This is a genomic window from Streptomyces sp. NBC_01446, assembly GCF_026340095.1.
Lineage (GTDB): Bacteria > Actinomycetota > Actinomycetes > Streptomycetales > Streptomycetaceae > Streptomyces > Streptomyces aureus.
This window is the reverse complement of record NZ_JAPEPO010000002.1, coordinates 348,801-362,825: the sequence shown is the minus strand read 5'-3', so window position 1 is coordinate 362,825 and position 14,025 is coordinate 348,801. Positions and strand designations below refer to the sequence as shown.

The 14,025-nt window shown below is 66.4% G+C and carries 16 protein-coding genes; 9 read left to right on the top strand and 7 right to left on the bottom strand.

Annotation, left to right across the window (positions count from 1 at the left end; genetic code table 11):
* Nucleotide 1: 1 nt before the first annotated feature.
* Nucleotides 2-427: a hypothetical protein gene (locus OG456_RS39140; protein ID WP_266569850.1), complete on the top strand. Its 426-nt coding sequence runs from the start codon at nt 2-4 to the stop codon at nt 425-427.
* Nucleotides 428-544: 117 nt separating this feature from the next.
* Nucleotides 545-1,141, top strand: a complete 597-nt coding sequence (locus OG456_RS50920; protein WP_354006144.1) for a transposase — start codon at nt 545-547, stop codon at nt 1,139-1,141.
* Nucleotides 1,142-1,571: 430 nt separating this feature from the next.
* Here OG456_RS50920 and OG456_RS39135 read toward each other — a convergent pair whose 3' ends face one another.
* Nucleotides 1,572-1,958 carry a hypothetical protein gene (locus OG456_RS39135; protein ID WP_266569849.1) on the bottom strand — a complete coding sequence of 129 codons (387 nt, stop codon included), beginning with the start codon at nt 1,956-1,958 and terminating at the stop codon, nt 1,572-1,574.
* 513 nt (nt 1,959-2,471) lie between these two features.
* Here OG456_RS39135 and OG456_RS39130 point away from each other — a divergent pair.
* A complete protein-coding gene (locus OG456_RS39130) occupies nt 2,472-2,735 on the top strand; it encodes a hypothetical protein (RefSeq protein ID WP_266569848.1) in 264 nt (87 codons plus the stop codon).
* A gap of 212 nt (nt 2,736-2,947) precedes the next feature.
* On the opposite strand, the gene OG456_RS39125 is transcribed toward OG456_RS39130, so the two are convergent.
* Entirely contained in the window at nt 2,948-3,721 is a 774-nt protein-coding gene (locus tag OG456_RS39125; protein WP_266569847.1) for a uracil-DNA glycosylase, read from the bottom strand.
* Nucleotides 3,722-4,035: 314 nt separating this feature from the next.
* Here OG456_RS39125 and OG456_RS39120 point away from each other — a divergent pair, with 314 nt between their 5' ends.
* Nucleotides 4,036-4,161, top strand: a complete 126-nt coding sequence (locus OG456_RS39120; RefSeq protein WP_266569846.1) for a hypothetical protein — start codon at nt 4,036-4,038, stop codon at nt 4,159-4,161.
* Nucleotides 4,162-4,620: 459 nt separating this feature from the next.
* Nucleotides 4,621-4,809 carry a DUF6381 family protein gene (locus OG456_RS39115; protein ID WP_266569845.1) on the top strand — a complete coding sequence of 63 codons (189 nt, stop codon included), beginning with the start codon at nt 4,621-4,623 and terminating at the stop codon, nt 4,807-4,809.
* Between the two features lie 155 nt (nt 4,810-4,964).
* Here OG456_RS39115 and OG456_RS39110 read toward each other — a convergent pair whose 3' ends face one another.
* The 3 genes from OG456_RS39110 to OG456_RS39100 all read right to left on the bottom strand — a co-directional run bounded on the left by OG456_RS39110 (nt 4,965) and on the right by OG456_RS39100 (nt 8,169).
* Nucleotides 4,965-6,173, bottom strand: a complete 1,209-nt coding sequence (locus OG456_RS39110) for a transposase (protein WP_266569844.1) — start codon at nt 6,171-6,173, stop codon at nt 4,965-4,967.
* On the bottom strand, nt 6,170-6,607 hold the full coding sequence (gene tnpA / locus OG456_RS39105) for an IS200/IS605 family transposase (RefSeq protein WP_266569843.1): 438 nt from the start codon (nt 6,605-6,607) through the stop codon (nt 6,170-6,172). The genes OG456_RS39110 and tnpA overlap by 4 nt, the downstream gene beginning before the upstream one ends.
* Nucleotides 6,608-6,747: 140 nt before the next feature.
* Nucleotides 6,748-8,169 carry an NF041680 family putative transposase gene (locus tag OG456_RS39100; protein ID WP_323136434.1) on the bottom strand — a complete coding sequence of 474 codons (1,422 nt, stop codon included), beginning with the start codon at nt 8,167-8,169 and terminating at the stop codon, nt 6,748-6,750.
* A gap of 713 nt (nt 8,170-8,882) precedes the next feature.
* Here OG456_RS39100 and OG456_RS39095 point away from each other — a divergent pair.
* The 3 genes from OG456_RS39095 to OG456_RS39085 all read left to right on the top strand — a co-directional run bounded on the left by OG456_RS39095 (nt 8,883) and on the right by OG456_RS39085 (nt 11,118).
* A complete protein-coding gene (locus OG456_RS39095) occupies nt 8,883-9,641 on the top strand; it encodes a PIG-L deacetylase family protein (protein ID WP_266569841.1) in 759 nt (252 codons plus the stop codon).
* 563 nt (nt 9,642-10,204) lie between these two features.
* The gene (locus tag OG456_RS39090) at nt 10,205-10,402 is read left to right on the top strand and encodes a hypothetical protein (RefSeq protein ID WP_266569840.1); all 198 of its coding nucleotides are present in this window, start codon (nt 10,205-10,207) and stop codon (nt 10,400-10,402) included.
* A 539-nt stretch (nt 10,403-10,941) separates the two neighbouring features.
* Nucleotides 10,942-11,118 (top strand): hypothetical protein, encoded by a 177-nt coding sequence (locus OG456_RS39085; protein ID WP_266569839.1) that lies wholly within the window; start codon nt 10,942-10,944, stop codon nt 11,116-11,118.
* Between the two features lie 145 nt (nt 11,119-11,263).
* On the opposite strand, the gene OG456_RS39080 is transcribed toward OG456_RS39085, so the two are convergent.
* Together OG456_RS39080 and OG456_RS39075 are read right to left on the bottom strand one after the other, a co-directional pair.
* Entirely contained in the window at nt 11,264-11,917 is a 654-nt protein-coding gene (locus OG456_RS39080; RefSeq protein WP_266569838.1) for a hypothetical protein, read from the bottom strand.
* 228 nt (nt 11,918-12,145) lie between these two features.
* A complete protein-coding gene (locus OG456_RS39075; protein ID WP_266569837.1) occupies nt 12,146-12,721 on the bottom strand; it encodes a CGNR zinc finger domain-containing protein in 576 nt (191 codons plus the stop codon).
* Between the two features lie 103 nt (nt 12,722-12,824).
* On the opposite strand from OG456_RS39075, the gene OG456_RS39070 reads away from it, so the two are divergent.
* Nucleotides 12,825-13,997 carry an epoxide hydrolase family protein gene (locus OG456_RS39070; RefSeq protein ID WP_266569836.1) on the top strand — a complete coding sequence of 391 codons (1,173 nt, stop codon included), beginning with the start codon at nt 12,825-12,827 and terminating at the stop codon, nt 13,995-13,997.
* Nucleotides 13,998-14,025: the final 28 nt, after the last annotated feature.

Sequence of the window (14,025 nt, the reverse complement as noted above, 5' to 3'; positions counted from 1 at the left end):
GATGGCCCAACTCCTCACTCTCACCGGACAGTTGCGTCTGGTCGGCTTTGCCCTCATCGTCATGGGGCTGGTGCACACCGCGCTGCCGCGCATCCTGGGCTGGCCCGCCGATCTGCGCGCCAGCAGCCTGCTGACCCGCCAGGTCTCCTACGCCCACCTCGTCTTCATCGCCCTGACCTGCGCGCTGCTCGGCACTCTCCCGCTGGCGTTCGCCCCGGACCTCCTCACCGGCGCGCCCCTGCCGACGTTTCTGCTGTGCGCCCAGACTCTTTTCTGGGGCCTGCGCTGGATCATGGAATTCGCCTACTTCTCCCCGCGTCTGTGGCGCGGCCACCGCCTGCGCACCGGGGGACATGCCGGTCTCACCGTGCTGTGGACCTGGGTGACGGCGGTGTTCGCGACGGCGAGTCTGCACGTTCTCTGGTGAGCGGAACGTCGTCGTCACCAGGATGCACGTTTTCGAAGGTCCCGCCGGCGTTCGGGCCGCCGGGACGCGTCTTCAAATGATCTTGATTAGTGGAACACGGTCGGGTGATACGTCACCATGAACTATCTGATGGCGAGAGGGAGTTCGTCCGTGCCGTTGCTGCCTGAGTCTTTGCGTGGGCGGAAGCGGTCGGACGATCGAACCGTGCTCAACGGGATCGCGCGGAAGCTCCGGACGGGCAAGGCCTGGCGTGATGTGCCCGGGCGGCAGGGGCCGCTGTGGGTAACGCTGCACACGCGGTTTCGCTGGCGTGCCCTGGACGGCTCGTGCGGACTGACCAGCAAGATCCATCTGGCCCGCGATGTCGTCGGACGTCCGCTTGCCTACGTGGTCACCGGCGGGAAAGCCAACGACCGCACCCAGCTCACCACCGTGATGGCGGCGATCCGGATGCCTCGCATCGGTTCGGGCCGCCCCCCGGGGTCCGGCCTGCCACGTGTTGGGCGACAAGTGCTACAGCTCCAGGGGGATCCGGACCTGGCTACGGCGCCGCTGCATCAGCCACACCGTTTTCGAGCGGGCCGACCAGGTCCGCAACCGGCTCCGGGACGGCAACCGGTGCGGGCGCCCACCGGCCTTCGACATGCATCTCTACAAAGGGCGCAACGTCGTGGAACGGCGCTTCAACCGCTTTCGTGTCGGTCGGTTGCGTGAGTGCTGCTGGCACTGTCGGGGGCGGTCAGGCGCGTGAAGCTTGTGGCCGAACTCGGCTGTGAGCTGTATTCGGCTGGCTGCGACTGGCAGGTTCTCGGTGCTCATCGGGATTCCTCCGTGGATACTCCGCTCTTCAGGGTGGAGAGGAAACGGACTCGTGCGGAGCAGGGCAGCGAGCGGGGATTCGCCCTCTGGGCGGATACCCGTCCCACGCGCCGTCCGCGACTTGTATGCTCGACCCTGCCCGGCTGGCGATAACCAAGCTGGCTGGGTCTACCGCCGGGCTGGCGGGATGTCAGGTCTGTGGAGCTGGCGTAAGACTGCTGGGCGTACCAACGTCCCTCGCCGTTCATTCGGGGCAGCGGCTGTCGATGAAGCAGAAAGTTCACTCCGCGATGAAGGAATCCCTCTGCTTCAGCTGGGGGAGATGTCAAGTTGCCTGCCACACGCCGCGTCCGAGTTTGACGGCCAGGCCGAGCGACGCGGCATCGCGGAGGGCGTTGCCTGCCTCTGCGTCGTTGTAGCCGAAGGCCTTCTTGACTTCTGCGTTCGACACAGGCCGGCTGGCGTGCTGTCTCAGGAAGGTGGTGACGTCCCGGGCCCGCGGGTTCCTCGTGACTGACAACGGGATGCCCAGGGGCGTTTCGACGACGTCTTCCATTGTCTGATCGTTGGCTACGGCAGCGTGGGCGCTTGCGACTGCGGCGAGCGCGGTAGCGTCGATGAGTCGGTCTTGACGCAGGGCCCGTACGGCTTCGTCTGCGAGGCGCTCGGCTCTTTGTCTGTATGTCAGGTGGGTCAGGTCCGGCAGGTGCACGCCTGTCTCCCTCGGCTCAACTCTTGATCAGGTATACGCGAGCATTGTCGCCAGCCGGTCGGATGCAACCCACGTGCGGGTTCAACTAAACGTGAATAGACCGTCCCTGACGGAGCACCGGCGCGGCACGGGTCCACTCGGCTATATCTGCGTCTTCTGCAACCGGGGCCCCGTATGGAGATCGTCGTCAGCGTGAAGGATGCGACCCTCGAGTTTGAGCGCGATCACCTCGACTTCCTCGACAAGCACCGAGCCGCCGTGCGCCGCGACCCCGGCTGGAACACCGAACGCGCGCCTCTTCGACGGCTCCAGCCTTCGGGGTCGCGCCGGTTCCTTCGCCCGCGTCCTCAAGAGGGTTGCCACAGAAGGATGGTGGGACAATGGCCTGAAGTCCCCGCTCATCGCTCTCGGACCCGGATCTGGGAAGGTGCAGGGACATCGGATCCGCGATACGGAGACGCTGGCCGTCTTTCGGGCCGCGCTCGAACACACCGAGAAGTGAGGATACTGATCATGCTCGCAACACGAGGGCGGGTCACCGAGGGCCGGTCCGAGACCCTGGTGTGGCACAAGCCTGTCGGCGACACGGTGAATGAGTTCCAGGCCATCGCCTGCTCTGACACTGACGGCATCGTGCTCCCGGCACCGAAGCAGGATGTGCCCCTGGACCTGGACAAGCCCGGTGAACGCTGGTGCCCGGACTGTCTGGCCCTCATCACTGATCGCCTGGACGCCCTGTCCCGCCGGCTCGGCTCGCTCAACGACATCAAGAAGTGAGGGCCGCCGGCCATGGCGGTCACCTGGACCCGTCATGGGACCCAGTCGACGTCCTGGTGTTCGTCAACCAGTTCGCCGTGTCTCGGGTGGACAAGCCGGCTGTCTGTTCCGTGCAGGTCTCGGATGCCCGAATTCGAGCAGCTCACCGAACGCGGCCTCTTCCCCGGAACCGCCGGCGCCTGCTGCCATCGCCCGCAAGCCCTCGGGGCGTCCTATGTGCGGCGGCCGCCGGGGCTGGGCTCCCGTGTGGGCAGGCCGGCGGCCTGCCCGGCCGTGTGCAGGACATCGCGGAGCATCTCGGGTGTGAGTCGGCCGGTGAAGGTGTTGCGCTGGCTGACGTGGAAGCACCCGAAGAGCTCGAGGGGACCGGCCGGAGCCTGTGCGGTGTCCGGCTCCAGCGTCACTGCCTGGGGCCGGAGGGTGAGGCGTGCGCCGTGGGCGAACGCGGGTCTTGGCCGCGGCACCGTCCACCCCGCCTCGGCGAAGGCGGGCAGCGCCGCCTGCCACCCGAAGGCGCCGAGGACGATGACGGCACGAAGGGACGGTCGCAGCAGTTGCAGTTCCTGCACGAGCCATGGTCGGCAGGTGTCCCGCTCCAAGGGGGTCGGCTTGTTGGCGGGCGGGGCGCAGTGCACGGGAGAGGTCACGCGGACGCCGGACAGCTCCAGCCCGTCGTCCGCGCGCAGCGCGGTCTTCTGGGAGGCGAGCCCTACGTCATACAGCGCCTCGAAGAGCACGTCACCGGACCGGTCGCCGGTGAACATGCGCCCTGTCCGGTTGCCCCCGTGGGCGGCGGGTGCGAGCCCGACGATGAGCAGTGAGGCGTCCGCCGGTCCGAACCCGGGGACCGGGCGGCCCCAGTAGGTCTGGTCGGCGAACGCGGCCCGCTTGGTGCGGGCGACCTCCTCGCGCCAGGTCACCAGCCGCGGGCACGCCCGGCAGCCGGCGATACGCGCGTCCAGTTCCGACAGCTCCGTGCCGTGCATGCCTCAACTGTACGAGCGGTGGGGCCGGGCGCCCTCGCATCCACAACAGCTGACGAGAGACCGTATGGCTGGGATGCCAGAACGGCAATCTTCGAAGAGCGTCACGGACGGCCCCTGCGTACGGAACAGTGCTGATAGCAGGTTCCGGAACTTGACCGGATGAAGCTTCCGACTTATCTGGAACACCGCCAGAAACCGATCCCATCGACACAGCCGCCACCCCCTGCCGCGGGGCGCCCCTTCACGCACCCCTGACCAGCAGGATCCGTCTCTCCGCCTGCCTCCGACCGAGTGATCGACGCAAACTCCTCGAATTGAGCAACAGGGTCACCGAGACCTTCTACAACCGCAAACGGCTGCGTAAGCACCCGGTCTGGGGCTATCTCACCCCGCTGGAGATCCGGCTACGACACGAACAAGGACACGTCCTCGCGGCGTAAGCATCGAGTGTCCAACATCACGGGGAACTTCATCCCGGTCCTGGACGGCGGCGTGGTCGTCCTGCCACGAAGAGGCCGATCCGGTATTGGCTCAGACAGCCATCCTGTTGGATTGCCAGGGAGAGCGTGAAGCCGCACAGCTGCTCTCGCGGACGTCACGACGTTCCCGGGCTGGGACAGGCTGCGGCGCCGGCCGACGTCGGCCGTCTCGTATCCGATCCCGTGGGGCCAGTGCCGCTGGGCGCGGCTCCGCTACGCCTGGCGGTTCCTGATGCAGGCCGCTGGAGCTACTCACCGCATCTTCAGGTGTTTGGTCGGCACTGTTCGGGGCTGTGTTGTGGTTCAGTGAGGGTTTTTCGAGCTGGGTAGATAGCGGTGGGTGACCGTTCGAGATGCCGGGGGTGGTGGCGCCTGTTTCTCTGATGTGGCCCGCTCTTCCTCATCACCCAAGGAGTGATCATGAGCGCTGCAGGTGAGTCCGGTCGTGTCCAGCAGATGCGTGCTAAGGCTCAGGATCTGGAACAGGCCGCGGAACGCGCTACTGACCCGCAGGAGCGTCAGCGTCTGAAGGACAAGGCCCGCCAGCTCAAGGAGCAGAGCGAGCATGCAGGCGGTACGGGCAAGCCGGACATCGACCCGACGATGTAGTTCGGGTAGTTCGGAGCACAGACACCGGCCGGTGGCTGGCCTGCGTGGCTTTCTGGCACGCGAGAGGCCGCCGGCCGGTCACTGCTGAAAAACGGCCCGGGATCCGCTGTGACTCCTCCCCCCGGGTAAATCCGGGGGGCTTCTCCTGTCGGTGGCTATGCCACGTCGGGAAGGACCAGCCCGGCCCTGAGTGCGACGTTCCAGGCGCCCACGCGGTCGGCGTGGTCGATGTGGTGGCATGAGGTGCAGTGGAACTTTTCGCCGTCGCGGTTCTGCGCGTCCACGTGCCCGCATTCGGGGCAGGTGCGCGAGGTGTTGCGGGGGTCCACCGGGATCAATACACGAGCGGCGCTTTCAGCCTTCTGCGCGAGGATGCCCAGGAACACCCCCCAACCCGCGTCAAGAATGCTGCGGTTGAGTCCGGCCTTCGAGGCGGCGCCGTTCGCCAGGAACGCTCCGGGCATCTCGGGGTCGGGCTTCGGCTTGGGAGTGCGAACCATGTTCGCGATACTCAGCCGCTCGTGCGCGATCTGGTCGTAGTCGCCAACCAGGCAGAACGCGGCTTTGTGCGCGTGGTCCAGACGCTGACGGCGGACCTTGCGGTGCAGCTTGGCAACCTTCTCCACGGCCCGGCGGTGCTTGGCGGTGCGGGTCTCCCGCGTGCGCCGGGGGAACGCCTTGAGGGCACGCTGAGCCTCGGCGAGGGCGTCGGCGTTGCGCTTGCCGTGCCGGGGGTTTTCGACGTGCGCGCCCTGGGAGGTGGTGAAGAAGTGCGTGACACCCATGTCGATGCCGCACGCCGCGCCCGTGGCCGGCAGCGGCTCGACGGCCACCTCGTCGCAGGCGAGGACGACATACCACTGCCGACCCTCGCGCTTGATGCTGACGGTCTTGACGCGACCCTTCACGGGCCGGTGCTGGTGCACGCGGACGTGTCCAACGCCTTGCAGGCGCACGCGGGTGACGGGGTCGTGCCCGGTGGAGTCCCACCGGCAGCCGTCGCCATCCTTGGGGAACTCCACCGTGTCGAACCACATCGCACCCCGAAACCGGGGATAGCCCGGCTTCTGTCCGGCCTTCACGCGCCGGAAGAACGCTTGGAACGCCTTGTCCAGACGGCGAAGCGTGGCCTGCTGGGAGGAGAACGACCAGCGGCCCTGACGCTCCGGGTCGAACGCGCGGACCTCCTTGAGCTGCGCGGACTGCTGCCCGTACTTGATGCTGGTCTTCGAGGCGTGCCGGTAGGCGTCACGGCGTTCCTGTAAGGCGCCGTTGTAGAGCGAGCAGTGATCCCGCAGCATCTCGCCGAGCGCCTGGCGCTGGCGGACGGTGGGGCGAAGGAGGAACTTGTAGGCGCGTATCACGCCTGTCCCTCCGTCTGCTTCTTCGTCCAGGGCCGTTCCCACTGGGTGTTGATGTACTTCTCCACCGTGTCCGCGCTGACCGCGCCGACCGAGGCGACGAAGAACGACGACGACCACAGCGTGGGCATCTGCGACTTCAGGTGCACGAACTCCGAACGGAGCACGCGGGAGGTGAAGCCCTTGAACTGGTTCGCGACGTAGGACGCGGAAGCCTTCGGCTCGTGCTTGACGAACAGGTGCACGTGATCAGGCATCACCTCAAGGGCGATGATCTCCCAGCCCTTCTCTGCTGCCTTCGCCTCGATCAGCTCACGCAGCCGGCCCGCGACACGGCCACCAAGAACCCGGCGACGGTACTTCGGGCACCACACCACGTGCAGCCCCAAGTCGTACACGCCACCGGAGTACCGGCGAACCTTCCGCGTTACAGTCACCACGATCACTATACACACGGCACACATCTAGTCGTCTCAGGTCAACAGTGCAGACCCGTGCACCGAGTTGAGGTCAGAGCAGCCCTGAGAAGCGATTCCCCCCATGCCTAAACTTGAAATTAAAGGTCCCTTTGTTGCCTTTAAGGGCGAGGGGTGTCCTTTTTGTGCTGGTGTTTGCCGACGGGGTGGCGGGGCGCGGGGCTACTCGTCCGGCCTCGTGGGCGCCCTGAGCCGGGGCGGCTGGCTTTCGGCGATCTGGCGGGGGTGCCCAGGATCTTGCGGATGCGGGGATAGCCGCGGCGAACCCGGCCCGGGGTGAGTTGTTGTTGTGTCAGTGGTTTCTCCCAGGGGCGGCGTAGATCGCCGGTGAGGGTGCGAGCGAGTCGGAGTTGGGTGTAGGCGGCGAGGATCAGCCAGACCCATCGGTCGGCCTGTTCTGGGTGGCGCAGGCGGGGGCGGGTCATGCCCAGGGCCTGCTTGAAGAACCGGAAGGTGTGTTCGATGTCGAATCTTCTGAGGAAGATCCGCCACAGGCGGTCGACGTCGTGCGCGGTGGCGTCGGGGACCGAGTGCCATAGCCATAGCGGCTTGGGATCGCGGTTGCCGGGCAGGTACTCGACCGCGAGGTGGACCAGCGTTCCCTCCACGTTGGGCAGGTCACCTGGGTGATCGGCCCAACCGCCTTGGCGGCGTTCCAGTTTGGGGTGCAGGCGTCCCCAGCATCGGGCCTTCACGCGGCCGAACCGGTCGTGTACAGTAGCTGATTCCTGGACCGGGTCCGGGTGGGTGGCCGGGTCGGCGAGGCGGAAGGGCTCGCCGTGACGCGGTTGCCGGCCTTTGGTGGGTCCCTTGCGACGGCCTGGCGGGTGGTGCATGACACGGTCGGCGCGGATGCGCCCGAGCATGCGGACCGGTGCGTCACGCAAAAGCCAGGTCAGGCGCACGATGTCGTAGCCGGCGTCCAGGACGAACAACACCTCGGGGTCACCCTCGCGCCACTGCCCGGCCTCTCGCAGGCACGTGAGAAGGTCCCGGATCTGGGCGGCGGTGACCTCGGTCGCATCGTCGTCCGGGCCGAGGCGGACTGCGTCCAGCGGACCGGTCCACGAGGTCCGTCCCCCGCCCAGCGCGGCGGCGACCTGGTACGGCCACCCGGGGATGGTCTGCCGGACCCCATCGCAGCGGCACGGCCGGTGACAGTGAAGCCGGTCCGGTGAGCACTCCGCGTCCGGGCGCGGCCACGCTGTCACGTCCAGCGCGATTGAGATCTGCCCGTCCGTCCCGCGCGGCAGCGTGAGCCCGGCCAGCATCAACCGCAGCCGCGCCACATCCAGGCGGCCCTGGGCGAGCGCGTCGTACATCGCCCCGTGCCCACGCCGGTGCACCACCTCGAGCGACAGTTCCGGCAGTGACACCACCGGGCCGCCCGCGCACAGCACCGCGTCCGTCAACTCGAACAAGGCATCGGCACGGCGCGGCATCGCCGCATGTAACTCCATCCGAAAGGACGACAGTTCGGCAAGCGCCTGCCCATGAGCGACTTCGTTGACGACACTCGACACCGGCGACCTCCTGGCCCGTTGTGCGACTAGACATCACACAGCGTGAAAGGGAGGTCGTCGCCATGTCCGGAAGATTCCCATGTGGGTGAACGACTCGAACCCCAAACGATCACCGAAGGTTTAATTTCAAGCTAAAGGCACGGGTCCCCTCGCTAGATAGCTGATGGCAGTCCCCTCGGTACCAGGCCGGTCCGCGTCCGACGGCCCGCGTCGGCGGGAAGTTCAAACTCGACAAGGTTCCCCCAAGGTCCTGTCGAGCCAACGCGCAAGCAGAGCAACCGGTTCCGTCGCGCCACTGAGCACCGCCCCGGCCGAGAAGGCAGATCAAGATCCTTCTGAGACGATCAGTTATGCCGTTTGAGCAGTTCGGTGAAGAAGGCGGTGAGGGTCTGTTCGCCTTGGGACCGGGTGAGTTCCCAGCCCTCCGAAGCGGCAGATCTCGTAGCTGGCCAGGCGAAGCCGCCGATCTTTGGTGACCATCTCCGAGTACAGCCGAGGCGAGGCGGTGTAGGTGACCCGGCCTTTCCGTCGGGCTGGTTCTTGCGGCCGTAGTGCTGGACACTGTCGACTTCGATGACGATGCGCGCTGCTGGGCCGACCTGCCGGAGTGCAGCGTTCCGGCGCGAAGGGAGCCTGATCGTACGTCACGCAGGGTGGCGCGGGGAGGAAATCCATACGCTGTCGGTACAGCGCATCGGACGAGGTGGCTATTCATGCCCGTGCCCAGCCTGCTCGCGATTTTTGCTCACCCGGACGACGAGTCGTTGTCGGCAGGTGGAGTGCTCGCCCGTCATGCAGCTGGTGGCGCGCGTACCGCAGTCGTCACGGCGACCTGGGCCGCGGATACTCTGCGGGCTGCGGAGTTGGCCGAAGCACTGCGGATCCTCGACGCTGGCAAGCCGCGCATGCTCGGCTACGCCGATGCGCGTGTCCCTCAATCGGCCCCAGGCCGCGCACGATTGTGCGAGGCTCCGCTCGATGAGGCTGTGCAGAGGTTGGTGGCGCACATCCGTAAATTCCGCCCGGACATCGTGGTCACCCATGATGCCTACGGTGGGTTGCCCGGTCACCCAGATCACGTGCACACCCATCGGGTGACCATGCTCGCTGCCGAAGCGGCTGGGCTTTCGCAGCTCTACCCGGCTGCCGGGGCACCCTGGCAGCCGCGTGCCCTCTACCTGGCCACACACCCGCACTCAGCCGTGCCGGCGCTGAGAGACGTGATCGGGGCGCGCAAGGCGGTGTACAGCGTTCCGGACGAACAGGTCACCGCAACCGTCGATGTCAGCCCTTGGATAGAGCAGAAGATCACCGCGGTACTGGCGCATCGTTCCGAGGTGCAGCGGGGAGCCCTACCGGGGGTGATTGCCAGCCTGCGGCCGGATGTACGGGAACGGCTGTTCGCCACCGAGTGGTACATCCGCCACGCCCCCATCACTGCGGCATCGGCCCAGACGGAACTGACTGCCTGACCCTGCGGTCCAGGCGAGCCGGTGAAACCCGAATGGCAGGGGCTCTCAGCCTCTCGGCACCGTCCACGCCCAGCCCGACACCGATGGCATGTGGGATGTGTAATCCGCCCGCGAACGCTACGCCCACCTGGACTCCGTCCGCTGCCTGCGCCGCCCCGCTTCATGGCCCCAGGACCGCCGACGGGCTCAGCGCGGGCCCGTAACATGCTGGCCGACAACCGCCGACGGCGCCCTGCGGAGCGAGTGGACATAGTTCGCAGATTGGAGGGGCATCCACCTGCCCACTGTGTTTCTCGACGAGGAGAGCCGTTGAGACGTGCGTCGGCGGGCGTACGTACGCACACCAAGACAGCGGGCAGCATGCTCCTGATGGCGGGCCGTGCACCGCTTGGGTCCGTTCGCGACATGGCGAGGCATCCTGACCGCCGCCCATCGGGCCCAATCTTCCCGCCGCGCGGGAAGGCACAACGAACGTCTCACCCGTCCGCTCCACCGCGGGAGGCCTTATGGGCGGACAGGTGGTGCGATGGAAAACGGTGGTGCCGTCTACGAGGGAGCTGGTCATGCACGAGATGTGGGTCGGAGCGGACGCCGCGGGCGGTGGGCTGGTGTGGCACGTAGTGGCGGCCGACACAGCCACCACGCTGTGCGGACAGCGCAGGCAGAGTGAGGGTGATGCCGGACACGACTCGACCGACCGGCACTGCCTGGAGTGCATGGCAGCGCTCCAGGACGTCCTGCAAGCGTCGGCAAAGACTTGATGAGCGGCCGAAATCAGCTGCCGGACCTTCGCGGCCAGGATTCTCCGCCCCAACCCTGTTCTGTCCCCAGCAGGGCAGACGCGTGACGGCGGACGAGCGCCTCGAAGGCGTGATCGCCCCCTAAACGGCCCGTCCGGCAAGGAGCCCATCTTCCAGGCGGCGCTTCACGTCGTGAGCACGCCGAGCCTCCGGTCTCAACGGAAGCATTGCTGGCCCATCGAGGCCGTTTCGTTCGCATCACCGAGTTCTTGGTGTTCGAGCGCGCCCCCTCAGCGGCGTTCTCGATGGTTTCTGCAGGCTCAGGTTGCCTGTGTGCCGGGGGAGCTGACCGTGGGAAACATCCTGTCCGTGGCCAGAGTGGCCGTATTCGGTTCGTGGTTCACTGCGCGTCGACAGGACCGCATGTGGCTCCGCGAGCAATAGCTCGAGGCTGGGGTCGGTTGCCTTGTGCGGCGTGGGTGAGTAGAGCTTCGCGCGCAGATCGACGCACTCGCCGCGCGTTTGCGTGAACGCGACGAGGAGAAATGGGGAACTTGGCGGTGACCCGCAAGATGCTCCTTGCCCTACCGCCGGCCGCTCCGGAACAGACCGATCCGCCGCCGGTCCTGCCGGCTCACCCGGCCTACCAACAGATCCTCGATGCATTCGCCGAAGCCGTCGGACCGATGCGCGCCCGGGACCTGTGCGAGCGCCTCGATCTCGCCGTCGCGCCGTAGAACATCGAGAGCACCCGGCACAAGCTCAAGCGCCTGGTTGGTCTCGGCGTCCTCGCCGAGACCGAAGCCGGCTTGTTCGCGCAGCGCCGTCCGTAGCTGCCCTCCACCGAGTCGCCAGCCCGCCACCGGGCTCGGGTCGTGATCGCTAATGGCCCGTCGTGCGGAGCCACCGCAGCGTTGCGACGAGCTCTTCGCCGAAGTCCTCGCAAAGCGCGAGCAACTCGCGTCCCGCGGACGAGTCGAGCAGCCCATCGGAATCGGGAAAGGTCCGGAGGGCGCCGTGGCAGGCGGACTCGACAACGAAGTTGCGTGAGGCGAAGTAGCCCTCGCCGCTCGTCCGGTCTGCCAGGTTGGCGAGGTACTGGTGGTGCGCCTCCTCGGAGGGATGGGAGTAGAACGAGCCCTCGACGAGACTGTCCAGGTAGCCCGCCAGGCCGGACGACAACTCGACTACTCGTTTGGCCTCGTCCAGGCCAGCCGTGTCGAGCAGCTCGCCGAAGGACCCCAAGCCCCCGAAGATTTCCAATTGGAAGAGCTGGACCGTGTCCGGGTCGACTTCGGACTCGAAGATCGGGGCCGTGCACAGCTCGGCGAATGCCTGGCCGTAGGCGTGGTTCGACTGTTCCCCAGGAGGTTCCGTTGCCAGTCGGAACAGCGACTCCAGCACATGCGGGTCGACGCCCCAGTCCGCATCCATTTCGAACGCGAGTACCGGCGCACGCCACCGCCACAGCGCCAGAGCGGCGGCCTGACGCTGGCGAACGGGCTTCAGGTCAGCCAACCGCTCGTTCTGTGCCACGTCGGTGCGTCAACCCTTCTGATCGCCGTGCCCCCGGCCCCTTCGTCTCGGGACACTGTAGAAGCTGACGATGGGACCGCGTGATCTTTCGAGCCGTGGCCAACTCAAGTCCGCACCCGAAGCGGGCATACCGGCTCAGAACGTCGTCGTAGTGGTGCCGTTGGGGTGCACCCAACGCGACAGATGTGTCGCAGGCGTGGGGTCCACTTGGATGTGCCGAGGTAACGATTACTCCGCTGACGTGGCGTTTTTGCGCTGGTTGGCATTGAAGCGCGCTTTCTTCTGACGATTCCCGCACGTGTTCATGTCGCACCATTTGCGGGTGCGACTTTGGCTGGTGTCGAAGAAGGCGGCTTGGCAGGTTTGTGATGCGCACAAGGCCAATTTTCCGTCTCGTTCGCCCGCGATGATGCTGATGGCGTCGGCGGCGATCACGCTGAGGGCATCTTCCACGCAGGAAGCAGCGCTGAGCCGCCATCGCCGCTTGCCCTCAGGCGTCAGGATCGCTGCGGCCCGACCCTGAGCGCTGCAGTCATTGATGACTTGGACGGCAGATGCAGGGAGAGCGTCCTGGAACGCGGCCGCTGTCGCGGCGGCGTGAATCGACTCCCTCAGTTCCCGAGCGAGGTCGAGCTGGGCAGTGGTGCAGGAGTCCACGGCGAGGCCGTTCACTGCCAGCCAGTCGATGAGTCGGTGCGGCGTGGGAATGCGCTCCACGGCGTCGCCATGACGCTCCGACAGAGTCCCCGTGAAGCTGGTCGCTAGCACGCTACCGAGGCGGAAGTCAGGGAACTCAGCATGCATGGAACCACCTTAGCTGGTTGCACGGTGACAAGAAGACACGGTAGAACCGTCTTAGCCGGTTCGCGATAGATCGTAGCCGGTTCCGCGACGGCCAGGAGGTCTCATGCCCCGTCCAACCAGCGACGTGCACGCATTTGAAGCCCACGCAACTGACGCTGACCTCGACGATCTGCGCGCGCGACTGGCCGCGGCGCGGCTGCCGGAGGCCGAGACGGTCTATCGCGCCGCGCCCGACCCTCGCCGATGGGAACAGGGCGTCCCTCTGGCCGACCTCGTCGATGTCGTGAACTACTGGCGCACCGGGTACAACTGGCGGTCGTTCGAAGATCGCCTTAACCGGATCGGCCAGTTCCGGACGACCATTGATGATCTGGGAATCCACTTCCTGCACCGCCGATCCGCGCGCGCAGATGCCACTCCGTTGATCTTGACGCACGGCTGGCCAGACAGCATTGCTCGGTTCATCGATGTAGTAGACGAGCTGGCAGATCCGAAAGACGCAGACACGCCGGCGTTCCACGTCGTGGTCCCGTCGCTACCAGGCTTTGGTTACAGCGAGAAGCCGGCCACCACCGGGTGGGGAACCGAAAAGATCGCGGCCGCATGGGTGGAACTGATGGGAAGGCTCGGTTACAGCAAGTTCGCAGCCCACGGCGGCGACTGGGGAGGCAATATCACCACGGTTCTCGGCGGAAGGTTCCCGGCGCACGTTCTCGGCATCCACACAACGTTCGCGGAGGCGCCGCCCGGGTTGACAACGGACGGGCTGACGGCAGCCGAGCGCAAATGGACCGAGGAAACCCGCGATTTCTGGCGCCACCGCGCGGCGTACGCGAAGCAGCAGGCGACCCGACCGCAGACCATCGGTTACTCGCTCGTCGACTCACCGGTCGGGCTTCTTGCCTGGATCCTTGACAAGTTCGCTGAGTGGACAGATACCGAAGATAGCCCGTTCGAGACAATTTCCATGGACAGCGTTCTTGACGACGTCACCCTGTATTGGCTGACGCGGACCGGCGCATCGGCGGCCCGCATTTACTACGAGAGCCACAACTCGCTGGACCCCGAACTTCGGGTCGACGTCCCGACAGCAATCAGCATGTATCCCCGCGACGTCGAGAAGTGTCCACGCCCCTGGGCGCAGGAGCGGTACCGACAGATCGTCCGATGGAGGTCGCCCGAAATCGGGGGACATTTCCCGTCGCTGGAGGTGCCCGCGTATTTCGTCAAGGACCTGCAAGAAGGCCTCGCGGCAGTGCTGGCCGCTAATCGGTGAACGCGGCTGGGTGCCGGCACTTGAGTCA

Coding starts and splice junctions, on each gene's coding strand:
- OG456_RS39090 (WP_266569840.1), top strand. CDS start 10,205: ATGCACGAGATGTGGGTCGGAGCGGACGCCGCGGGCGGTGGGCTGGTG.
- OG456_RS39140 (WP_266569850.1), top strand. CDS start 2: ATGGCCCAACTCCTCACTCTCACCGGACAGTTGCGTCTGGTCGGCTTT.
- OG456_RS39095 (WP_266569841.1), top strand. CDS start 8,883: ATGCCCGTGCCCAGCCTGCTCGCGATTTTTGCTCACCCGGACGACGAG.
- OG456_RS39130 (WP_266569848.1), top strand. CDS start 2,472: ATGCTCGCAACACGAGGGCGGGTCACCGAGGGCCGGTCCGAGACCCTG.
- OG456_RS39075 (WP_266569837.1), bottom strand. CDS start 12,721: ATGCATGCTGAGTTCCCTGACTTCCGCCTCGGTAGCGTGCTAGCGACC.
- OG456_RS39115 (WP_266569845.1), top strand. CDS start 4,621: ATGAGCGCTGCAGGTGAGTCCGGTCGTGTCCAGCAGATGCGTGCTAAG.
- OG456_RS50920 (WP_354006144.1), top strand. CDS start 545: ATGAACTATCTGATGGCGAGAGGGAGTTCGTCCGTGCCGTTGCTGCCT.
- OG456_RS39125 (WP_266569847.1), bottom strand. CDS start 3,721: ATGCACGGCACGGAGCTGTCGGAACTGGACGCGCGTATCGCCGGCTGC.
- OG456_RS39070 (WP_266569836.1), top strand. CDS start 12,825: ATGCCCCGTCCAACCAGCGACGTGCACGCATTTGAAGCCCACGCAACT.